Source organism: Anoxybacillus sp. UARK-01 (assembly GCF_002075365.1).
GTDB classification, from domain to species: domain Bacteria; phylum Bacillota; class Bacilli; order Bacillales; family Anoxybacillaceae; genus Anoxybacteroides; species Anoxybacteroides rupiense.
In genome coordinates this window covers 1-22,074 of record NZ_NASY01000031.1, presented here as the reverse complement: position 1 = coordinate 22,074, position 22,074 = coordinate 1, and the positions used below count along the sequence as shown (strand labels likewise).

17 protein-coding genes and 21 tRNA genes are annotated in these 22,074 nt (G+C 41.8%); 4 read left to right on the top strand and 34 right to left on the bottom strand.

The genetic code is table 11. The features are described 5' to 3' along the window. Window positions 1-75: 75 nt before the first annotated feature. Together B6A27_RS04575 and B6A27_RS04570 are read right to left on the bottom strand one after the other, a co-directional pair. Window positions 76-1,338 (bottom strand): dicarboxylate/amino acid:cation symporter, encoded by a 1,263-nt coding sequence (locus tag B6A27_RS04575; RefSeq protein WP_044745222.1) that lies wholly within the window; start codon window positions 1,336-1,338, stop codon window positions 76-78. Window positions 1,339-1,490: 152 nt separating this feature from the next. Then, complete coding sequence (locus B6A27_RS04570; protein ID WP_080860427.1) at window positions 1,491-2,522, bottom strand: TRAP transporter substrate-binding protein; 1,032 nt, start codon at window positions 2,520-2,522, stop codon at window positions 1,491-1,493. Window positions 2,523-2,763: 241 nt separating this feature from the next. On the opposite strand from B6A27_RS04570, the gene B6A27_RS04565 reads away from it, so the two are divergent. The 3 genes from B6A27_RS04565 to B6A27_RS04555 all read left to right on the top strand — a co-directional run bounded on the left by B6A27_RS04565 (window position 2,764) and on the right by B6A27_RS04555 (window position 6,410). Continuing rightward, window positions 2,764-4,341: an ATP-binding protein gene (locus B6A27_RS04565; protein ID WP_080860426.1), complete on the top strand. Its 1,578-nt coding sequence runs from the start codon at window positions 2,764-2,766 to the stop codon at window positions 4,339-4,341. Window positions 4,342-4,360: 19 nt separating this feature from the next. After that, on the top strand, window positions 4,361-5,032 hold the full coding sequence (locus B6A27_RS04560; RefSeq protein WP_044745219.1) for a response regulator: 672 nt from the start codon (window positions 4,361-4,363) through the stop codon (window positions 5,030-5,032). Window positions 5,033-5,684: 652 nt separating this feature from the next. Continuing rightward, complete coding sequence (locus B6A27_RS04555; RefSeq protein ID WP_044745218.1) at window positions 5,685-6,410, top strand: hypothetical protein; 726 nt, start codon at window positions 5,685-5,687, stop codon at window positions 6,408-6,410. A gap of 48 nt (window positions 6,411-6,458) precedes the next feature. Here B6A27_RS04555 and B6A27_RS04550 read toward each other — a convergent pair whose 3' ends face one another. The 11 genes from B6A27_RS04550 to queG form a co-directional block, all read right to left on the bottom strand. Further along, complete coding sequence (locus B6A27_RS04550; protein ID WP_066147898.1) at window positions 6,459-7,682, bottom strand: sensor histidine kinase; 1,224 nt, start codon at window positions 7,680-7,682, stop codon at window positions 6,459-6,461. A gap of 11 nt (window positions 7,683-7,693) precedes the next feature. Beyond that, window positions 7,694-8,365, bottom strand: a complete 672-nt coding sequence (locus tag B6A27_RS04545; RefSeq protein WP_080860791.1) for a response regulator transcription factor — start codon at window positions 8,363-8,365, stop codon at window positions 7,694-7,696. A gap of 73 nt (window positions 8,366-8,438) precedes the next feature. Continuing rightward, a complete protein-coding gene (locus B6A27_RS04540; protein WP_231734612.1) occupies window positions 8,439-9,608 on the bottom strand; it encodes an ABC transporter permease in 1,170 nt (389 codons plus the stop codon). Continuing rightward, window positions 9,586-10,296 carry an ABC transporter ATP-binding protein gene (locus B6A27_RS04535; RefSeq protein WP_066147892.1) on the bottom strand — a complete coding sequence of 237 codons (711 nt, stop codon included), beginning with the start codon at window positions 10,294-10,296 and terminating at the stop codon, window positions 9,586-9,588. Before B6A27_RS04535 ends, B6A27_RS04540 begins: the two co-directional genes overlap by 23 nt. 4 nt (window positions 10,297-10,300) lie before the next feature. After that, window positions 10,301-11,245 carry an efflux RND transporter periplasmic adaptor subunit gene (locus B6A27_RS04530; protein ID WP_236631789.1) on the bottom strand — a complete coding sequence of 315 codons (945 nt, stop codon included), beginning with the start codon at window positions 11,243-11,245 and terminating at the stop codon, window positions 10,301-10,303. Window positions 11,246-11,618: 373 nt separating this feature from the next. Next, the gene (gene lepB / locus B6A27_RS04525; protein ID WP_080860421.1) at window positions 11,619-12,173 is read right to left on the bottom strand and encodes a signal peptidase I; all 555 of its coding nucleotides are present in this window, start codon (window positions 12,171-12,173) and stop codon (window positions 11,619-11,621) included. Between the two features lie 455 nt (window positions 12,174-12,628). Further along, the gene (gene yhbH / locus B6A27_RS04520; RefSeq protein WP_044745213.1) at window positions 12,629-13,789 is read right to left on the bottom strand and encodes a sporulation protein YhbH; all 1,161 of its coding nucleotides are present in this window, start codon (window positions 13,787-13,789) and stop codon (window positions 12,629-12,631) included. Between the two features lie 207 nt (window positions 13,790-13,996). Beyond that, a complete protein-coding gene (locus B6A27_RS04515; protein ID WP_044745212.1) occupies window positions 13,997-15,892 on the bottom strand; it encodes a PrkA family serine protein kinase in 1,896 nt (631 codons plus the stop codon). A 306-nt stretch (window positions 15,893-16,198) separates the two neighbouring features. Next, window positions 16,199-16,672, bottom strand: coding sequence for a tRNA (uridine(34)/cytosine(34)/5-carboxymethylaminomethyluridine(34)-2'-O)-methyltransferase TrmL (gene trmL, locus B6A27_RS04510; protein ID WP_044745211.1), 474 nt, complete (start codon window positions 16,670-16,672; stop codon window positions 16,199-16,201). Between the two features lie 40 nt (window positions 16,673-16,712). After that, entirely contained in the window at window positions 16,713-17,576 is an 864-nt protein-coding gene (locus tag B6A27_RS04505) for an amidase domain-containing protein (protein ID WP_044745210.1), read from the bottom strand. Window positions 17,577-17,608: 32 nt separating this feature from the next. Continuing rightward, window positions 17,609-18,778, bottom strand: coding sequence for a tRNA epoxyqueuosine(34) reductase QueG (queG, locus tag B6A27_RS04500; RefSeq protein ID WP_080860420.1), 1,170 nt, complete (start codon window positions 18,776-18,778; stop codon window positions 17,609-17,611). Window positions 18,779-18,846: 68 nt separating this feature from the next. On the opposite strand from queG, the gene B6A27_RS04495 reads away from it, so the two are divergent. Further along, the gene (locus B6A27_RS04495; protein WP_066147749.1) at window positions 18,847-19,512 is read left to right on the top strand and encodes a B3/B4 domain-containing protein; all 666 of its coding nucleotides are present in this window, start codon (window positions 18,847-18,849) and stop codon (window positions 19,510-19,512) included. Window positions 19,513-19,593: 81 nt separating this feature from the next. Here B6A27_RS04495 and B6A27_RS04490 read toward each other — a convergent pair. The 21 genes from B6A27_RS04490 to B6A27_RS04390 all read right to left on the bottom strand — a co-directional run bounded on the left by B6A27_RS04490 (window position 19,594) and on the right by B6A27_RS04390 (window position 22,056). Then, window positions 19,594-19,667, bottom strand: a tRNA-Gly gene (locus tag B6A27_RS04490). Between the two features lie 279 nt (window positions 19,668-19,946). Beyond that, window positions 19,947-20,033, bottom strand: a tRNA-Leu gene (locus tag B6A27_RS04485). Between the two features lie 95 nt (window positions 20,034-20,128). Further along, a tRNA-Cys gene (locus tag B6A27_RS04480) sits at window positions 20,129-20,199 on the bottom strand. 5 nt (window positions 20,200-20,204) lie between these two features. Then, a tRNA-Gly gene (locus tag B6A27_RS04475) sits at window positions 20,205-20,276 on the bottom strand. 3 nt (window positions 20,277-20,279) lie between these two features. Then, window positions 20,280-20,354: transfer RNA gene (locus B6A27_RS04470), tRNA-Gln, on the bottom strand. A gap of 21 nt (window positions 20,355-20,375) precedes the next feature. Next, a tRNA-His gene (locus tag B6A27_RS04465) sits at window positions 20,376-20,448 on the bottom strand. A gap of 12 nt (window positions 20,449-20,460) precedes the next feature. Continuing rightward, a tRNA-Trp gene (locus B6A27_RS04460) sits at window positions 20,461-20,534 on the bottom strand. A 3-nt stretch (window positions 20,535-20,537) separates the two neighbouring features. Next, a tRNA-Tyr gene (locus B6A27_RS04455) sits at window positions 20,538-20,622 on the bottom strand. 20 nt (window positions 20,623-20,642) lie between these two features. Further along, window positions 20,643-20,715: transfer RNA gene (locus B6A27_RS04450), tRNA-Thr, on the bottom strand. Between the two features lie 265 nt (window positions 20,716-20,980). Next, window positions 20,981-21,056: transfer RNA gene (locus tag B6A27_RS04445), tRNA-Phe, on the bottom strand. An 11-nt stretch (window positions 21,057-21,067) separates the two neighbouring features. Next, window positions 21,068-21,143, bottom strand: a tRNA-Asp gene (locus tag B6A27_RS04440). An 8-nt stretch (window positions 21,144-21,151) separates the two neighbouring features. Next, window positions 21,152-21,228, bottom strand: a tRNA-Met gene (locus B6A27_RS04435). 25 nt (window positions 21,229-21,253) lie between these two features. Beyond that, window positions 21,254-21,346: transfer RNA gene (locus tag B6A27_RS04430), tRNA-Ser, on the bottom strand. Between the two features lie 14 nt (window positions 21,347-21,360). Further along, a tRNA-Ile gene (locus tag B6A27_RS04425) sits at window positions 21,361-21,437 on the bottom strand. A 13-nt stretch (window positions 21,438-21,450) separates the two neighbouring features. After that, window positions 21,451-21,524: transfer RNA gene (locus B6A27_RS04420), tRNA-Met, on the bottom strand. Between the two features lie 13 nt (window positions 21,525-21,537). Further along, a tRNA-Ala gene (locus B6A27_RS04415) sits at window positions 21,538-21,613 on the bottom strand. A gap of 11 nt (window positions 21,614-21,624) precedes the next feature. After that, window positions 21,625-21,701, bottom strand: a tRNA-Pro gene (locus B6A27_RS04410). A 2-nt stretch (window positions 21,702-21,703) separates the two neighbouring features. Beyond that, window positions 21,704-21,780, bottom strand: a tRNA-Arg gene (locus tag B6A27_RS04405). 3 nt (window positions 21,781-21,783) lie between these two features. Then, window positions 21,784-21,869, bottom strand: a tRNA-Leu gene (locus B6A27_RS04400). 5 nt (window positions 21,870-21,874) lie between these two features. Next, window positions 21,875-21,949: transfer RNA gene (locus B6A27_RS04395), tRNA-Gly, on the bottom strand. A gap of 22 nt (window positions 21,950-21,971) precedes the next feature. Beyond that, window positions 21,972-22,056: transfer RNA gene (locus B6A27_RS04390), tRNA-Leu, on the bottom strand. Window positions 22,057-22,074 lie beyond the last annotated feature (18 nt).

Here is a 22,074-nt window from a genome sequence, read left to right as displayed (position 1 = left end):
GTCCAAGAATTCATTTGCTGAAACTCTTGCGATGGCTATGTTCCATGGTTCTTTTCTGTCATCCTCCACCGTCCATTACTGGGCGATGGTCATCTTTTGATTCATCTCAGGATTGCCCTCAGTATGAAATTCCTTTTCCATTTTTGAAACAACAACTGTAGCTACCCCGTTTCCGATGAGATTCGTGATAGCGCGCGCTTCCGACATAAAGCGATCCACTCCAAGAAGCAATGCAATTCCCTCTACTGGAATCATCGGAAATGCTGTGAGCGTTGCCGCCAGCGTAATAAACCCTGATCCCGTTACTCCTGCCGCTCCTTTCGAAGTCAGCATTAACACACCTAACAATGTGAGTTCTTGCCATATGGTCAGATCAATCCCGTACGCTTGCGCAATAAACATGGCCGCCATGGAAAGATAAATCGATGTTCCATCTAAATTGAAAGAATATCCTGTCGGAACCACAAGACCAACGACCGATTTAGAACACCCATACTTTTCGAGTTTTTCCATCATTTTTGGCAAGGCTGACTCTGAAGAAGATGTCCCGAGCACAAGCAAAATTTCGTCTTTAATGTATGCAATAAATTTAAAAATGCTAAATCGATAAAATTTAGCAATCGCCCCCAGCACAAGCACGATAAATAAAAACATTGTCATATAAACAGATCCCATTAGCTTTCCAAGGGCCACTAAAGAGCTTAATCCAAATGTACCGATCGTATAAGCCATAGCGCCAAAAGCCGCAAGAGGAGATACTTTCATTACCATGTTAACAATACGGAAGAAAATATCAGCTAATCTTTCAAATAAATCTACTACTGGCTTTGCTTTTTCTCCCATTGCCGCTGTCGCTAATCCAAACAGTACAGCAAAGAAAAGAATCGGAAGCAGGTCTCCCTTCGCCATCGCTCCAACCACATTATCAGGAATAATACTTAATAAAAACTCGACAATCCCGTGGTCCGTTGCTTCTGCCTGCTTCGTATACTGGGAAACATCGCCCCCCTTTATCGCGTCTATATTCACTCCTGCACCAGGCTTGATAAGATTGACAACGATGATCCCGATAGCTAAAGCAAACGTCGTCACAATTTCAAAATAAATGAGCGCTTTACCGCCAATTCGTCCTACCTTTTTCAAATCCCCCATGTTTCCAATACCGATGACAACAGTAAAGAAAATAATGGGTGCGATCAGCATTTTAATTAACTTAATAAACCCATCGGCTAGCACCTTTAGCTGCGTTCCAAAATCAGGAAATAAAAAACCTACCAAAATACCAAGTACAATTCCCGTGAGCACCTGAACCGTTAAATTTTTAAAATGAATCCTCATCCTTCTGTCCTCCTCTATTTGACAACGCTTTCATTTATCATTTCCTTTATCTTAACAAATAACAAAAAAGTATGAATATTATGTTAATATTGTTCATTTTGTTCATTTTGTTCTTCAAACCAAATCCATAAAAAATACTGAGCCAATGGGGCTCAGTGCTGAATCTTCCGCAAAAGGTCGTCGCCAAATTCTCTCTGAAATTCTTTATATAATGATCTAAATGACTGCTTCCATTTTTCTCTTTCTGTTTCTGTAAGTTCATAAATATGCATTTGCTGATTTTGTTTCATTCGTTCCAATTCTTCTTGATTTTGTTGTTTAGACTGCTGTAAATTCCATCTCGTCGTCTCCTGCATGGCTTCGGTAATTTTTTCTTGAATATCTTTTGGTAAACTACCCCAGAATCTTCCGTTGACTATAACAGCATAGCCAAGATAGCCATGATTACTGATTGTTAAGTATGGTTGAAATTGATAAAACCCTTTTGAATAAATATTGGAGATCGTATTTTCTTGTCCATCAAATTCATGCTTCTCTAACGATTCATAAACATGGTCAAAAGAAACCACGATCGGATTGGCACCTAAAATCTGAAACTGTTTGCTAATGACTTCACTCGGCATCACCCGAAACCTTAATCCTGAAAAATCGTTTGGTTCAATCAATAGCCGGCGATTGCTCATCATCTGTTTAAAACCATTGCTCCATAACGCAAGCCCTTTCATCCCTTCGCGGTCAAGCATCGCTAATAATTGCTTTCCGGCCTCTCCTGTAAATACTCTTTCGACATCGCTATAATCTTTAAAAATAAACGGCAAATCCAGAACCTGCCACTCTGGAATCAACTGTGTGACTTTTGACAACGATGGCGCAATCATTTGCACATCACCGCGCAATAAGGCATCGATTTCTTCCCCGTCTGAGTATAAAGATCCATTTGGAAATACTTCTACCTTCACCCGGCCATTTGTCTTCTTCTCCACCAATTGAGCGAATTTCTGCGCTGCTAATCCTTTTGGTGTATTTTCAGCTACAACGTGGCTAAAATAAATCACAATTTGCTTGTTTAACCCTTGCTGTTCATCATCATAAACAAGCTGCTCCGGCTTTTGAATTTGTATCATCCATACGATTACAGCAGCTAAAATAGCCAATAAGCCGGTGATCATCCATTTTCTTCTCATGCTTCTCTCCCGCCACCTGTTTTCTGCTTTGAGAAAATTCTAACATATACAGAGAGAAATGATAAAATAGATAGAAGAAAAGTTTTATGCTTTATGATCAAGACACAATGGAGGATCTGTTTTGGGAACCCATCGCTTCAATCTTTCTCCTGTTTTTTCTGCTACCTCTCACGGCCAAAAAACAGAGAGGCAACAGGCAAAACAACTGGCATGCTTTGTCTTTCTCAGAAGGAGTTGACAGATGAAAAGACTATCGATTCGTTGGAAAATTACAGCCCTTATCTTTTTTATTGTGAGCTTCTCTTTACTGTTAGGCGGCATTGTGATTGTTGGAAATTTCGTTCACACAAAGGAAGAAGAGCTGAAACAACGCGCTCTTTTAACTGCGCGCACGGTCTCTGAACTTCCAGAGATCAAGCAAAATATAATAGGAACACCAGCTGGGCGACACTCTATTAATGCTGTGGTGGAACGTTTACGAATTATTCATGGAGCGACCTATATCGTCGTATTAGATCAACATCGCATTCGATTATCCCATCCTGTGCAAGAAATGATCGGCAAGCCGTCATTTGGAAAAGATGAAGGCCCTGCCTTCGCTGAACATACATACACATCTAAAGCTCGCGGTGAAATTGGCACGGTTATTCGCGCATTTGTTCCGATTATGAACAACGATCACCAGCAGATTGGCGTCGTTATCGCCGCTTATCAGCTTCCGAGCGTCCTAGAAGCATTATTATCCTTAAAAATAGAAATTTTGCTTACCGCTGGCCTTTCTTTATTGTTTGGGGGAATCGGATCTTGGCTGCTTGCTTCTCATATTAAGCGGCAAATGTTTCAACTGGAGCCGCATGAAATTGCGAAGCTGCTTGTTGAGCGAACAGAGACATTTAATGCGATGCATGAAGGGGTTATTGCCATTGATAAAGATGAAAAAATTACGATTTTTAACGACAAAGCGAAACAAATGTTAGGAATTTATGAAGATGTCATTGGCAAACCGATTCGTTTGATCCTTCCCGATACACACTTACCGGAAATCCTGCAAATCAATGAGCCAATCTATAATAAAGAACTGCAAATTCGGCATTTAAATATTTTAAGCAACCGAATTCCTATTAAAGTAAATGGTCAAATTGTCGGAGCCGTCGCTATTTTTCAAGATCAAACAGAAGTCAAAAAGCTGGCGGAGGAATTGACAGGAGTGAAAGCCTTCGTCAGCGCCTTGCGGGTTCAAAATCACGAATATATGAATAAGCTTCATACCATTGCTGGCCTTATTCAGCTCGGCCATAAAGAAAAAGCGCTTGAATACGTATTTAAGATAACTGAAGAACAGGCCGAACTGACTAAATTTTTAAGCCAAAAGATTAAAGATGATAGTATTTCCGGACTGCTGCTTAGCAAAATCCGCCGCGGAAAAGAGCTCGGCATTCAAGTCATCATCGACCGCCATAGTCAGCTCAAAAAACTCCCAAGTGCGTTAGACCATCATGATTTCGTGATCATTCTTGGAAATTTAATCGAAAACGCCTTCGACTCTTTTCAAACGATGATTGAGCGAAAGAAAGAAATTTATATTAGCATTGAACAGAATGATGAACTCTTATGCCTTTCAGTAGAGGATAACGGTTGCGGTATCGATCAGCGCCATCTCCCTTATATTTTTGATGAAGGATTTTCAACAAAGGATAAAAAGAACCGGGGCATCGGCTTATATCTCCTTCAACAAATCGTCAAGAAAGGGAACGGAAAAATCCATGTGGAATCAGAGATGGGCAAGGGAACCATTTTTACTATTACATTCGACATGTAAGAAAAGGGGAAAATAAAGAATGTACAAAGTGCTATTAATCGAAGATGACCCGATGGTGCAAGAAGTCAATCGGCAATTTATTGAGCAAGTTCCGCACTTTAAAGTGATCGGTATATCCTCGAATGGAATCCAAGGAATCGAAATGGTGCGCCGTCTTCATCCTGATTTAGTCATCGTTGATATTTATATGCCGCACCAAGATGGACTGGAAACATTGCAGCAGATTCGAACAGAGGGGCACGCCGTTGATGTCATTGCCATTACCGCTGCCAGCGATATAGAGACGGTAAGACGTGTACTGCAAAACGGCGCATTTGATTATATTATGAAGCCATTCAAATTTGAACGATTAAAACAGGCATTAGAAAATTATCATACTTTCCGACAAAAGCTGACTATTAAAACCACATTAACACAGCAAGAATTGGACGGGCTTTTGCAAATGCCGCAGATCGAAAGAAACGGCGGACTTCCAAAAGGATTGAATGAGATTACACTTCAAAAAATCATCAATTACCTTCAGCAACAGGCAATTCCTGTTTCAGCAGAAGAGGTGGCTGAGGGAGTCGGAATTGCCCGCGTCACTGCCCGACGTTATTTGGAATATCTAGAAAAGCAGCAAAAAGTGCAAATCGATATTCAATATGGCGGAGTCGGCCGGCCTATTAACCGCTATATGTTAAAACATTAGCTTTTCTATATAAGTGATGAATGACTTTAGCAATTGGCCCCATTTGCGAATGATCGAGGCCCCGCGAAAAAAGGGAATAGACGGCCCATCCAAAAGCAGAACTCTATTTTCTTCGATGGTCGGAGACAAATCTACGACTTGCCTTTTCGTCCCAAGAAGGTAAGATAAAGATCTGAAAGCAGCGCTGCTCGACCGCCCGCGCCCAGACCATCGCAAAACCGGCCAAATTCTATCATATAAATACAATCATGCCATGTAGCTTATGATTGTGATAGAATGATGAATAATCCATCCTTTTCACAGGATTCATTCAAAATCAAGAATATCCATGCCCTGCTTGTGGGAGAACAAGCAACAAAGTAGTTTGATTCTAAATGATTTTCTATCCATTTTTCAGAAAGCGACTAGCGTTAAGGTAATAAGCGTCATTTGAACTTCTATTTTCATCCATTTTCTAGCTCCCCCTCCACCTACACTTCGTTAAGAGATGAGGAGCTTCTCGATGAATGATGTTAAAAGGTTATAGTAAAAAAATAGGCAGAAAGCCTCTATTTCGCATATTGCGGCACATTTTTAGTAAAATAATGGATAATTCGTACTCTTCATATGATATAATAATGATATTCTTCCATTTATTTAAGGAGGGCTTTTTATGAAATCACTATACAAAATATTGACACTGTTTGTAGCAGGAACTGTTCTTCTAGCTGGTTGTGGCACAAAGCAGGAAACTGAAAAAACGGCAACAACTCCAAACGCTAACACTGCCAGCACTCAAGACAACAGTAGCACAGACAACAGCAACAAAGACAGCAGCGTCAGCACGAATAATAACAATTCGACAGATCATCATAACATAGGCACTGACAGCCCGAATACGGACAATGCATCTCAAACAGAGGCCAAACCTCCCACTAAGAAAAAGCTATCTTATACTAAAGATGGAAAAACATATGAAGAAACAGGAAAATTAGAAACAAGTGAAAACCAATCCTTCTCTCTTTATGTTTTAGGGAACTGGAAGCTTGAAGCAGAAGAACCAAATTCTGATGTTCTCCTAAAAGATCGTTCATTTGTCAGAATCCGCCTAGTGCAGCCAGACGACAACGAAACGGACTATGCCAAAATGGTCGAAGATCAAGCCAAGGCAGTAACCTCCGACGCTGTCCAGCAAGAAACCAATAACCTGCAAGGAATGCTTCATCAAGCGGTCTGGTACAAAGCTTATACAAACGATACGGCCGTAAATGTGCTTTGGATCAAAGGAAACGTTCCAATGATTGTTAATATCCAGACACCGCGTAACCAAGAAGTGTTGGAACCTATTTTTGCAATGCTAGAGACGATTCAAAAACTGGATACTTCCCAAACGAATTAATTCGCTTGATTTGGCAATGGGAAGGTGGGAGATTTCTCGGTGGATCTGTTAAATTTTTTGATTTTTAGGAAAGGTAATTTCAAAACAGGTCCCTTCACCTAGCTTACTTTTCACTTTCACCTTCCCATAATGCTGGTCGATAATCCATTTCGCAATGGAAAGCCCCAAACCTGCTCCATCTGATGCGGCGCGAGCTTTATCGCTTTGGTAGAAGCGATCAAAAATTTTCGGAATGTCCTCTTCTGCAATACCGATTCCATTATCCTGTACTTTTAGTATAATAGAAGATGCGCTTTGATGGCAGGAAAGATGGATTTTTCCTCCTTCCTTTGTATATTTCATGGCATTATCTAATAAAATCACAATCAGCTGATGAATCCTTTCTCTATCTCCCGCAAATAAAAGAGAAGGTTCACTATCTAGCGTCATTTCTTTTTGCTGATAGGAAGCAATTTCATCATAATGATTGACAATTTCCCGCAGCAACTCATCGATTCGAAATGGCTCCTTTTTCATCTCGATCTGATTTGAATCCGAACGGGCCAATGTTAATAAATTCGCTACCAGCTTAGAAAGACGTCTGCATTCTTTAGCAATGACGGAGATATCGACAATTTTTTCTTCGATGGTCGCCGAAGGAGAGCGAAACAATAAATCCGTTTTCGCCTGTATAACCGCTAAAGGTGTTCTAAGCTCATGAGAGGCATCGGAAACAAACTGCTGCTGCTTTTGCCAAGCGCTTTTAATGGGCACCAGCGCTCGTTCAGCAAGAAAATATCCCGCCGCCACCGAGCAAAGAAGAGCGACGCCGCCTCCTGCTATCATCAGCAGCAACAGACGATTTAAAATTTCTTTTTCCGAATTGATATTCCGCAATATTTGCACAGTTATTTTACCAAACGCCGTATCTATAGAGACAGCCATTGTTCGAAAATATAAATGGTCAATTTGGATATCATATAGCTCATTTAACTGTTGGGGATAAATGGTGAGCTCGTTCTGTTGAAACAATGTTGTGTTCGCATTCGGATCAATGATTTTTCCTTGTTCGTTCCAAGCAATAATAAAAAGGCGAGGATCCCGCAGCGGAGCGATTCTTTCTCCCGCCTCCCCATATTGAACTCGCTCCATCGCACGAATAATGGTCTCATCCACATCTTTATATAAGCGCGTTTGCAGATACGAATATAAAAAAACACCAAGCATGCTAATAAGAATGAAAAAAACAAATGAGTTTAAAATCGTCAGTCGAATATGGGTACGTCGAAACATAGAGGTCTCTCCTATGATTCCGCAAGCATGTATCCCACGCCGCGAATCGTTTTAATATCTGTATGATAGCCAAACGGCTCCAGTTTTTTGCGCAAATGATGAATAAATACCTCGACAATCGCAATCGTCGTATCTGAATCAAATCCCCATACACGATCATAAATTTGTTCTTTCGTTAAAATCGTTCCTTTATTATTGATCAGATATTCCAGCAACTCATATTGCTTCGCAGTCAAGCGAATGAAATGATCATCGACTTTAATATCCTTTTCTTTTCCTAGCAATTCAATCCCGCGATAGCGAAGGGTTTGATTCGTCGTTAAGCTGCCGCTTCTCCTTAATAAAGCACGCAGGCGCGCCTGTAGCTCCGCAGCCTGAAACGGCTTTACCAAGTAATCATCCCCGCCAAAATCAAGTCCCTTTACCCGGTCCTCAAGCGAATCTTTTGCCGTTAAAAATAGAACTGGCGTTTGAATCTCTTCTGCTCTCATTTTCTGAACAATCGCAAAGCCGTCGATTTCAGGAAGCATTACATCCAATATGATTGCATCATAAATATTTTGCCGTGCCAAAAATAGCCCTTCCTCGCCGTTTGTCGCACTGTCTACTGTAAACTCATCATTTAAAATTTGAATAATCGATTGCAATAAATCCACATTGTCTTCTACGATTAATAGCCGCACCCAGTTCCCCTCCTTCGTTCCAATATACAACAAAACGAAGCGGTCGCAAAAGGCGATCGCTTCATTTCCAAAATCAATCATAACGGAGTGCTTGAATCGGATCGAGCTTTGCCGCTTTGCTAGCCGGAAAGACCCCAAAGACAATACCGACAATTAACGAGAACAAGAATGCAATGAGCACGACAGACACAGAATAAGACACAGATAACTTCAGCGTCACAGAGAGTATTTGGCCAATTCCTAAACCAAGTCCAATGCCGATTATCCCTCCAAAAGCACTTAACACAGCGGCCTCAATTAAAAATTGCAGTAAAATATCTCTTCGTTTGGCACCAATGGCTTTACGAATTCCAATCTCTTTCGTTCGTTCTGAAACGGATACGAGCATAATATTCATAATCCCGATTCCGCCGACTAAAAGTGAAATACCTGCAATTCCTCCAAGCATCATGGTCATCGTATTTGTCACCGAACTCATTGTATCCATTAAATCTTGCTGATTAAAAACACTATAGCTATCTTGATGGTCTGGGAACATGCGCATCAAAGTTCGTTCGATTTCTGCCATTATCCAGTTTAATTGTTCAGCACTTTTTGCTTGAATATACATGGTTTGTACATTGGTATTCTTCGTGATACGCTGTGCCGTTGAAAGCGGCAGCAAAATAACATCATCGCCGCTTTGTCCCATGGAACCTCCTTTGGATGCAAGCACCCCTACTACTTTAAAAGATATTCCATCCACCTGAATATATTTTCCGACCGGATTTTCCATTCCAAACAGCGTTTGCGCAGTATTAGCTCCTAAAACAGCTATTTTTTGGCGATATTCTACATCGATATCTGACAAAAAGCGCCCTTGGCTAACTTGAGCCTCTCGCACAGTCTGATAGGAAGCAGTCGTCCCGATCAACGATACTTGCGTAGCGGTCGTGCCATTTTTAACACTTACACGCCCTGATACAACTGGAGCGATCTCCTTTACCCCGTCCAGTTTACGAAATTTTTCGGTATCTTCTACCGTCAGTTTTACAATATCTGAATTCATCACATTGACCGTTAATAAATTGGTTCCTAATTGATTAATTTGCTCTGCTACAGCTTTACTTGATCCTTGGCCAATCGAAATTAAAACAATGACAGAAGACACGCCAATAATAATTCCAAGCATTGTTAAAAAAGAACGTAGCTTATTGCCGCGAATGCTGCGCATCGCCATTTTAATCGACTGAAGAAGCCTCAATGAAATCACCTCTGCTTTCAAATAAACGACCATCTTGAATACGTACGATGCGCTTCGCCTGTTTGGCCACTTCCCAATCATGGGTAATGATAATAATCGTATGCCCTTGTTCATTTAGTCCTTTCATAATGTTAATAATCTCTTGACTCGTTTTACTATCAAGTGCTCCCGTCGGCTCATCTGCCAGCAAAATAGGAGGATTGCCCACAAGCGCTCGCGCGATTGCCACACGCTGCTGTTGCCCGCCTGATAGTTGGCTTGGCAAATGATGAGCACGTTCTATTAATCCGACTTTTTTAAGGCATTCTTGCGCTATTTGCTGCCTTTCTTTTATTTTCATTCCTCTATACAATAGAGGGAGTTCGACATTTTCCAGCGCAGTTAGGCGCGGCAATAAGAAAAAATTTTGAAAAATAAAACCGATTTTCTCATTTCGAATGGCTGCTAGTTCATTGTCATTCAATCTGGCAATTTCTTTTCCATCAAGAAAATAGCTGCCAGCATCAGGCCGATCCAGGCATCCGATCATATTCATAAAAGTCGACTTTCCTGAACCAGAGGGTCCAACAATCGCCAGGAAATCGCCACTGTGAATCTGCAAAGAAATTCCTTGTAAGGCTTGGACCACCTCACCGCCTAGGCGGTATGTTTTCGTCATATTTTGTATTTCAATAATTGACTTGGCCATTTGCCTACTCCCCTCCTCGGTAGCTTCTGCCACCCATACCGCCTGCCCCATTCATTCGCGGCATCCGGTTCATCATTCCGCCAAACTCCATTCTGTTATTCATATTTGAGCTTGTAACTGCCGTTCTCGGCAATTGAACAATCTCTCCCTCTTCTAATCCTTCAGTGATTTCTACGTAATCTTCATTATTGATCCCTGTTTTTATGATCTGTCGTCTAGTAGCTTCACCATTTTCCGAAGAAGATGGGTCAGTGACAACAACAAACTTTTGTCCATTGATCGTATTAACAGCTTCAATCGGCACGTATAACACGTTATCCTTGCTTTCTACTAAAATACTTGCTTCTGCTGTCATGCCAACCTTCACATTGGTTGGTTTATCAAGATGCACTGTCACATCAAATGTTGAAACACCATTAGAGACGGTTCCCTCATTTGCAATAGAGGTCACCTTGCCGCTGTATGTTGTATTGGGAAATGCATTGATTTTCACACTTGCGGTCTGGCCTGCTTTTATTTTCGGAATATCTAATTCATCGATTTGTACCGTCACTTGTAAATCATCATAATTAGTAAGATGAGCAACAACTTGACCTATTGTTACTCGCTGTCCTGGCTCTACTGCTACTGATGTCACCGTTCCAGCTGCCGGCGCCGTAATTGGATCGCTGCCATCTGTAAAAGTTATCAGCTCTTGCCCTTCTGTCACTTTCTCGCCTTCAGAAACAAGGACTTCGTCTACTTCCTTGTTGGCTTTTGCTTTGAGATCTTCGCTTGTAACAGGCTGGATCGTTCCATTGCCACTCACCTTCACTTCCAACTTTCCTTTTTGCACAGAGGCTGTAGGTGTTTGCGCTACAACAGTATCTTTTTTGCCCATTGACCAAATCCAAACACCTCCGCCAATCACCACAATGGCAACAATGAATATAACTATCCATTTTTTCAATACAGACTCCTCCTTATGGAAACTATTTAAATTGGCTAGTCCTATTATGCAAATCATTTCTTAATTTTTTCTTAATAAAATGGCTTCCTTCTGAGGGAGGAGCTTGGATCTTTCACTTTCCTAGCGTTTCACTAACCCATTCTTTATGTCAGACTGATAAGACAGGAGCGCTTTATCTTACAGAATCCTATTTACACAAAAAAGCATTCGTGGCGATCGCCCGCGAATGCTTAAAACGAAAAACGATGGGAGGGTTATTTATATAAGTTTGAAAATAAAAGAAATGATCTTTAATGAACCGCCCCACTTCCACTCCGTTAAGAAGTGGGAGACTCCTCGATGGATGATGTTAAAAGGTATAAAAACAGTTGCTTTATTTCACTAATCCTGCCTCATCCACCGGCCATATCCGTAATACAGCCTTACCTACAATATCCTTCATTGGCACAAGTCCAAAATAACGGCTATCCTTGCTGACTAAACGGTTATCCCCTAACACAAAAACGTACCCTTTTGGAATGACTTTTTTATTTGTAATTTCCTGCAAAGTAAAATCTCCTGTCACAAGGCCTTCCGTCTCATTTTTCTCCTTCCATGTTTTTAAATATGGTTCATTATAGGCTTTACCATTAATGTATAAAGTATCATGCTTCATTTCAACGGTATCTCCGGGTAAGCCGATAATTCTTTTGATATACTTTTCTTTTGAATCAGGAGCATTGAATACAATGATATCAAAGTGCTTGTATCCCTCCCATTTGCTGAACTTGCTCACGATCAGGCGATTATCATTTTGCAGAGTCGGCAGCATGGACTCCCCTTTCACAATATAAGGAGCAAAAATTAGATTTCTAACTACGACTGCAATCATAACGGCAATTCCAACCGCCTTTCCCCATGATACGATCTCTTCTTTCCAATTTGACATGATCCATTCCCTCTCTTTCTTCTCTGCATTTATCCTTTTGTCGTTTCATTCCCCATATTGATCAATCTTTACAGGTCTGGCTTCTGCTGCGAATTCAAGCCACGCCATCTTCTTAAATAAACATCTATGTATGATCATCCTCACTATTCCAATTATTACTATATGAGTTTATCATATCATCGAGAGAGAGGAGCTAGCAACACCTCGATGTCCTGCTTCGTAAGAAAAGGGCAAAACATCCACCTACTGGCGAAGATCGTACAAGCCCCACTGAGGAGAGCTCGAACCAAGCCAAGTTTGGTCCTGCGCCGTCGCTGAATGAAGGAACCGCCGCAATACGGAGAGGAGCGATTCGAGCCGATGGCGCTTGAAGCTAGACAGCGCCTCACTTCTTTATAAAAAAGGCAAGATCATAAATTCTGATATGATAAAAAAACCCCTGCATCACGCAAGGGCTATACAAGTGTTTTATTTTCCTCTTTTCTAAAAAATGTGGTCATCGCGTGAAACACATCCGATTTTTGCTTGAGAATATAGTAACGAAATTTCTCATCTTTAATGTTTTTATAAGCAGACATGAGAGTCGAATGGCGATTGTACTGGTTCACCTCTCCATATCCAAACATATTGGACACCTTCATTAATTCATTCACAAGCTTTACACATCGGGCGTTATCGGAGGTGAGATTGTCTCCGTCTGAGAAATGAAACGGATAAATGTTATAGCGCGAAGGTGAATATTTAGTTTCCACCAATTCAAGCGCTTTTCTGTAGGCTGATGAACAAATGGTTCCTCCGCTCTCCCCTTTTGTGAAAAATTCCTCTTCTGTTACCACCTTCGCTTCTGTATGATGAGCGATAAAAGCAATTTCCACCGTTTCATATTTTGTACGCAAAAACCGTGTCATCCAGAAGAAAAAGCTGCGAGCCATATACTTTTCCCATAGACCCATAGAGCCACTCGTGTCCATCATCGCAAGAACAACCGCTTTCGAATCTGGCTTGACGACTTCATTCCATGTTTTAAATTTTAAATCTTCCGGATAAATTGGATAAAAGCTTGGATTTCCGCTCATCGCATTTCGCTTAAATGCGGACATCATCGTTCGTTTTTTATCAATATTTCCCATCAATCCGGTTCGGCGAATGTCGTTAAACTCAATGTGTTGAACAGTATTTTGATCTGCTTCCTTTCGTTTTAGATCCGGAAGCTCTAACTGGCTAAATAAAGCCTCTTGCAGCTCTAATAGTGAAACTTCGGCCTCATAGTAATCGTCTCCTGCTTGATCACCAGCTCCTTGCCCCTTACCTGGTCCTTTTTGTCCTTCTCCAGAACCATCACGAGCAACCACGTCACCTACTTGACTGTCCCCATCTCCTTGGCCGACATGTTTATTTTTATCGTAGTTATAACGAATTTTATACTCATCTAAAGAACGAATTGGAATTTTAATCACATCGCGACCATTTGACATAATGATGCTTTCTTCAGTAATTAAGTCAGCTAAGTTATTTTTTATCGCTTCTTTTACTTTTTCCTGATGCCTTTTTTGATCATCATGTCCTTTCCGATGGAGGGACCAGTCTTCTTTTGATACAATAAAATTTCCACTCATTGTTTCCCCTCCTAATCACATTTTTTACCCTTTCATCATATACTGGTGTTGGCGTCTACAAACATACAATAATGGCGGTTGTTTACTCTATCCTATGCAAAAACCAAAAATAATTGACAAATAATTAAGAAAATTAGTCCCCATTTCTCCGTAAGACAAGCCTAAAATCCCAATGGATGAAAAAAGCATGCCTGATGCTGAGGCATGCTAGCGATTCAATAAGCTTCCGACATAACGGAGCAAATCATTGGCAGACGTTGAATTATATCCATATTCATCGATAAGGCGGGCAACCACCTCGTTAATTCTTTTAAGTTGTTGCTCATCCGGCGTTTTTGTGGATGTTGTAATTTTTACGATGTCCTTCAAATCAGCGAATAATTTCTTTTGAATCGCTTCCCGCAATCGTTCATGGGAGTTGTAATCAAATCGTTGCCCTTTTCGCGCATATGCTGAAATACGAATTAAAATTTCTTCACGAAATGCTTTCTTTGCATTTTCCGAAATGCCAATTTGTTCTTCGATCGAACGCATGAGTTTTTCATCCGGATTCATTTCTTCTCCTGTTAACGGATCCCGCAATTTTGTTTTATTGCAATACGCTTCTACATTGTCTAGATAATTATCCATTAATGTTTTAGCGGATTCTTCGTACGAGTAGACAAATGCTTTTTGCACCTCTTGCTTTGCAATTTCATCATACTCTTTTCGCGCCAAGGAAATGAAATTTAAATATCGCTCGCGATCTTCTTTTGAAATAGATGGATGTTGGTTCAGCCCTTCTTTTAATGAACGAAGCACATCTAATGCATTAATGGATGGCACTTCCTTGCGAATAATGCATGAAGAAATGCGGTTAATCACATAACGCGGATCAATTCCGCTCATTCCTTCATCGGTATATTCCTTCTTCAATTCCTCTACATCGACTTCATTAAACCCTTCTACGGTTTCACCGTCATATAAACGCATTTTCTTCAGCAAATCAATATCTGGACGCTTTGGCTCCTTCAATCTCGTCAGAATCGTAAACATGGCTGCGACACGAAGTGTGTGCGGTGCAATATGCACATCTGCAACATCGCTTTCCCGAATCATTTTCTCATAAATTCGTTCTTCCTCAGACACCTTTAAATTATATGGAATCGGCATCACAATAATCCGTGAATGAAGCGCCTCATTCTTTTTGTTAGAGATAAAAGAGCGGTATTCCGTTTCGTTTGTGTGAGCGACAATTAATTCATCTGCGCTAATTAATGCGAATCTGCCAGCTTTGAAATTTCCTTCTTGTGTTAGTGAAAGCAAATGCCATAAAAATTTTTCATCACACTTTAACATTTCTTGAAATTCCATCATTCCGCGATTCGCTTTGTTCAATTCACCATCAAATCGATAGGCGCGAGGATCAGACTCTGAACCATACTGAGCAATCGTTGAAAAATCAATGCTTCCTGTTAAATCGGCAATATCTTGTGATTTAGGATCGGATGGACTAAATGTACCAATTCCGACGCGCTTATTTTCTGAAAAGAAAATTCTTTCGACCATTACATCTTCAATTCGACCGCCATATTCTTTTTCCACTCTCATCATGTTAAGTGGCGAAAGCTCTCCTTCAATCCGTATTCCATACTCTTTGTAAAAATCATCACGCAGGTGATGGGGGATAAGATGGAGCGGGTCCTCATGCATTGGGCAGCCTTTAATGGCGTATACAGCCCCTCGTTCTGTTAGTGAATAAGCTTCCAATCCCCTCTTTAACATCGTAACAAGTGTTGACTTCCCTCCGCCGACCGGTCCCATCAATAACAAAATACGCTTCCGAACATCCAATCGTTTCGCGGCAGGGTGAAAATATTCTTCTACTAGGCGCTCAAGTGCTTCTTCTAAGCCAAACAACTGCCCGCTAAAAAAATTGTATCGTTTTTTTCCATCTACTTCCTCCACCCCGGCATCTTTAATCATATTATAGACACGCGAATGAGCGGACTGGGCAACCCATGGCTTTTCCTTTAAAACCTGCAAATATTCGGCGAAGGTTCCTTCCCACTTTAATCGTTGCTCATCTTCCCTGTATCTTTCGATTTTTTTTAAAATATCCATAAAGAACCTCCTTAATACTTGATGACTAACAACGAGATTATTACAATGTATGCGAGGATGTCCTTGATCATTCACTATAAAACAAAAATTTACTTGTTCCTCTAAACAATACTTGTCCCATGGGCTATAATAATAAGGAGAAGCGACTATTTATCACATAAGGAGGAAATTCACGATGAGAACATTACTCGTGCTCGGGGTCATCATTGCCTTTTTATCTGCCATTTTTACAGCTGGATATGACGACAAGCCAAGTGTAAAAAACTAAGTAATAAAAAACGACCTCCTCATGAAGGTCGTTTTTTGTTAATATAAGCCTTTAAATCCTTGCTGCCTGAGGGCTTCATACACCAGAATGGCAGCCGTATTGGATAAGTTTAATGAACGAACTTTATCGTTCATCGGGATGCGCAAGCAACGATCCATATTGTTTTCAATCAATTCTTTTGGAAGACCGCTTGTTTCACGTCCAAATACAAAGAAATAGTCCTTTTCGCGATCGCTAAAATCAAAAGAATCGTAATGCTTTTGACCAAATTTTGTAATAAAATAAAACTCCCCATCTTGATACTGATCAAATAACTCTTGTAACGAGTCATAGTAAAAAATATTGACATACTCCCAATAATCCAATCCTGCCCGCTTTAACATTTTATCATCCGTAGAAAATCCTAACGGCCGGATCAAATGCAATACTGTGTCCGTTGCTGCGCATGTACGTGCAATATTTCCAGTATTCGCTGGAATTTCTGGTTGATACAATACTACATGTAAAGCCACGTTTACTCACCTCAGATTTGATCTTTCTCGTTTTATTATACTATCCCTTATCCTCAATATGAAAAAATTTATACTGAATACTTGGAGTGTAGGCACTCGAATCTTCATACGACCAATATCTCATCCGGCTATTCGTTGTATGAGCATTTACGAGCGGCATGCCTTTTTGGTCTTTCGCGACTACAATCGTCGAGTGGTCAAAACGTCCGTCTCCTTGAAAATCATAACAAATAATATCGCCAGGCAACAACTGCTCTGGAGAGGTAACCTCTACTGCGTTCCACCCGGTATGCGCTCCTCCCAAATACCACCGAAAGGCATGAGCGACGGTCCAGCTATAGCTCCAATTGTTATTTTGCATCCACCATCCCTTGCCGCGCTCCGGATAGCCAACCATCGGCATTCCTCCCGCGTACAAGCATTGAGAAACAAAATTTGTACAATCAACGGAAAATTTAGGGAAACGGGGATTATAGCTGTTCCACCATGTTTCTGCATATTGAACAGCCTTGATTCGATCATATACATAAGCCTTTTTTTCTCCTTTTGCCATTCGTTCAACTGTATGTTCAGGCTCTATTCTATCTAAAATCGTCAGCTTATGATCTTCCACTAATTGTTTTTGCTCAAAACAAGCGCGCCTTGGCTCTGTCATTTCCTCTATATACATCCATTCACGTTGCTTTACTAAAAATTGATAATGCACGATATAATCAAGATCGATCTTCTCCCTGAGCTTCTGTTTTCGCCAAACCGTTCCCTTTATGCTACATTTTACGATTTCCGCATCCCGTTTCTGGAATAATTGCAGTTTTCTTTCAATCATTGGATCGTCTTTGCATCTCGATAATGAAACAAAGGATTGTGCCCGTTTTCTCAGCAGCTCTTCTAACTCTTTTTTCACATTGCCCACCACTTTTTCTTTTTTATTTTACATTATGTGATGGTCGGCTGATTTTTTCCATTTTTCCTTCTATTCATCAACAACTGCAATCCTTTTTTTATTTCTCGCAATACTTCTTCATCTTTTTCAATTTGTAAGGCCTCTTCTAAAATGGGCACAACATTTTCATCACCAATTTTCCCTAATGCCCAAGCTGCTGTTCCCCGGATGACTGGCCGACTATCTTCCTTTAGCAATTTTAACAAATCAGGAATGGCTGTCCGATCTTGAAAATGAGCTAATGCCAAAATAGCATTTCTTTGAATCGGCTTTTTCCCCCTCCATGCACCCGAAAGAGTCCCAAACTTTTCTCTAAACTCTCGATTCGTCATATGGAGAAGTGGCTTAAGTAATGGCTTCACCACCTCTGGATCCGGTTCCATTTCTTCGTGAAAATGAAAGTCCTTTCCTTTGTTTTCTGGGCACACTGTTTGGCAAGTATCACATCCGTATAAACGGTTGCCAATTTTTTCACGAAATTCATCTGCGATAAAACCTTTTGTCTGCGTTAAAAAAGCAATGCACCGTTGAGCGTTGAGCTGTCCCCCTTGGACAAGCGCTCCTGTCGGGCAAGCATCGAGGCATTTTGTACATGAACCACACCGATTTTCTATAGGATTATCTGGAGGAAACGGTATATTCGTGATCATTTCTCCTAAATACACATATGATCCAAACTCTGGAGTAATAATCGCACAGTTTTTGCCGCTCCAACCGATCCCGGCTCTCTCAGCCACAGCCCGATCCGCTAATTCTCCCGTATCTACCATTGATTTAACCTTTGCATTTGGCACTCTTTCTAAAATAAACTCCTTTAGCTTTAACAGACGCTCTTGCAAAATAATATGATAATCCGTTCCCCACGACGCCCTGCAAAAAATTCCGCGTTTTTCCTCTTTTGTGCTTCGAGGCGCATTTTTCATTTTTGAAGGATAAGCAAGCGCGATAGAAATAATGGATTTCGCTTCATCCAACAGCAGAGCGGGATCGGTTCTTTTTTCAATATCCGGCTCCTCAAATCCTGATTGATATCCAAGCTGTTGCTGAAGACGAAGGCGTTCCTTTAGTTCCACAAACGGATCAGCACTTGCAAAGCCAATTTTATCAATTCCGATGGTTTGGCTGTATTGAATAATATCTTCTTTCAATTTTTTCACATCCATGCTAATCCCTCCTTTCGCTAAAATATTAAATTCATGGTAAAATGAAATTAAAAACTAGAGGTGAACATATGAACATCAATATATCACAAACACTCAAGCATATCATTCCAACCTTCAAAGTAGGAGTCATCACTTACAACAATATCGTAGTAGACGATTCTCCGCAAATGTTGAAGGGAAGATTGCAGCTTTTTCAAGAATCCATTTATTTTGAATGGCACGAGAAGCCTATTATTGAAATGAAAGAAATCAATGAATGGCGGCAAATTTTTAAAGCCATTGGAACTGATCCAAGTCGATATCGTCCTTCTTCAGAAAGCTTATATCGGCGTATACAAAAACAGCAATTTATTCCTTCCATTCACTCAGCTGCCGACATCAATAACTTCTTTTCCCTTTATTATAAAATACCGATCGGAATTTATGACGCCGACCAAATAAAGGGAGATATTTCGATTGAAGTCGGTACAGAGGAAGATCAATATCAGGCGATCAATGGCCGCCATGTTCAATTAGCTAAAAAACTGATTGCCAAAGATGAGCTTGGTCCATTTGGAAGCCCTATTGTAGATTCTGAACGCACGGCCGTTACATACAGTACCAAACAAGCCATACAAATCGTATACTTATCTCCAGCAATGGAGCAAACCGAGTGTGCAAAAATGATTAGCTCCATTCAAAGCATGTTCACACAGATTCATGGAGGAGAATCGACAATGAAAATCATACAATAAACGTGCATGTAAAAACAAAAAACGCAATGCCCCGTTCTCCTAAGAAACGAAACACTGCGTTGTCCCCTATGTATGTATAAATGGAGCGGGTGATGGGAATCGAACCCACGACATCAGCTTGGAAGGCTGAGGTTTTACCACTAAACTACACCCGCATAATTATCAAATTTTTCATTACAAATTTCTAGTGTCCCGATATGCCATGCCTCTTCCTCTACCAGTTCATTCTAAGATGCTTTGTGCGTCGAGGCAACTCGTCGTCTATACAATGATGTATCGCTCGTGGCTGAGAGGTTTTACCATTAAACTACACCCGTGCATATACTATAATAGCAACCACAGCTAAACAAAATTGTAATTTTTCGAAGCAAAAAAAGTAAAATTTTGTCGAAGCAAATTTAAAATAAAAAACAGGTCATCCCTGTTAAAATAAATGGTGCCGATGGTGGGAGTCGAACCCACACTCCCTCACGGGAACACGATTTTGAGTCGTGCGCGTCTGCCAATTCCGCCACATCGGCAAATCACAAACATCAGAACATGATATATTATACCACAAAACAAACTATTAGTCAACTAATTAAACAGCAACAATTATATTCATTACATTTGATAAAGGCGGCACCCGGATTCGAACCGGGGGTAAAGGTTTTGCAGACCTCTGCCTTACCACTTGGCTATGCCGCCATCAAAGCGGAAGACGGGACTCGAACCCGCGACCCCCACCTTGGCAAGGTGGTGTTCTACCACTGAACTACTTCCGCATTTGGCTGGGGTAGCTGGATTCGAACCAACGCATCACGGAGTCAAAGTCCGTTGCCTTACCGCTTGGCTATACCCCAATCCTCTTCATATTCAAAAGGGGCGACTAGTGGGAATCGAACCCACGAATGCCAGAGCCACAATCTGGTGCGTTAACCACTTCGCCATAGCCGCCATGCTGGAAAATGGCAGGGGCAGTAGGAATCGAACCCACACCGGAGGTTTTGGAGACCTCTGTTCTACCATTAAACTATGCCCCTAACTGGTGGAGGGGGACGGATTCGAACCGCCGAACCCACAGGGAGCGGATTTACAGTCCGCCGCGTTTGGCCACTTCGCTACCCCTCCATTACTCAAAAAAGTTAAAATGCCGACTGCAGGACTTGAACCCGCAACCTACTGATTACGATTCAGTTGCTCTACCAATTGAGCTAAGTCGGCTTCATCCATAGAACTAACCATAAAAGCACATGTGTTCTGTACCTCTTCCTCTTCAAGATATTTCAAGATGTCCAATGCGTCGAGGCAACTCGCAGTCGTTTCACCGATGCTTCGCTCGTCTCTACCAATTGAGGTAGGCCGGCTTATTTCTATGAAAAATCAGCCATGACATAAGCTTTTTTGCGCTATTCTTCTAAATTATTCACCAAAGACAGCACTTTTCTCAGCAACTCATTCGCTTTATTTACAAACATTCACACAAAAATGGTGGCTCGGGACGGAATCGAACCGCCGACACAAGGATTTTCAGTCCTTTGCTCTACCGACTGAGCTACCGAGCCATACGCATTTATGGCGGTCCCGACGGGACTCGAACCCGCGATCTCCTGCGTGACAGGCAGGCATGTTAACCACTACACTACGGGACCATTTTGTTTGGTTGCGGGGGCAGGATTTGAACCTGCGACCTTCGGGTTATGAGCCCGACGAGCTACCTGGCTGCTCCACCCCGCGATGATCATTAGCTTATTAATATTGATGGCGGAGGAGGAGGGATTCGAACCCCCGCGCGCCTCTCGACGCCTCTCGGTTTTCAAGACCGACCCCTTCAGCCAGACTTGGGTACTCCTCCAAACAATTTCAAAATGGTGGACCTTGTAGGACTCGAACCTACGACCGGACGGTTATGAGCCGTCTGCTCTAACCAGCTGAGCTAAAGGTCCAAAATTCATAATATGGCGGTGGAGGGGATCGAACCCCCGACCTCACGGGTATGAACCGTACGCTCTAGCCAGCTGAGCTACACCGCCATACGTTAAATCATGGTGGAGCCTATCGGGATCGAACCGATGACCTCCTGCGTGCAAAGCAGGCGCTCTCCCAGCTGAGCTAAGGCCCCTTCGTTCCAAATGGTCGGGAAGACAGGATTCGAACCTGCGACCCCATGGTCCCAAACCATGTGCTCTACCAAGCTGAGCTACTTCCCGTATGGCGCGCTCGAGAGGATTCGAACCCCTAACCTTCTGATCCGTAGTCAGATGCTCTATCCAATTGAGCTACGAGCGCAGATGCCGAGGGCCGGACTCGAACCGGCACGGTAGTCACCTACCGCAGGATTTTAAGTCCTGTGCGTCTGCCAATTCCGCCACCCCGGCGTGGCTGGAGCGGAAGACGGGACTCGAACCCGCGACCCCCACCTTGGCAAGGTGGTGTTCTACCACTGAACTACTTCCGCATTGGCTCCTTATTCTTTATCATGGTGCGGGTGGAGGGACTTGAACCCCCACGCCGTGAGGCGCCAGATCCTAAGTCTGGTGCGTCTGCCAATTCCGCCACACCCGCAAAAAGTGAGCCATGGAG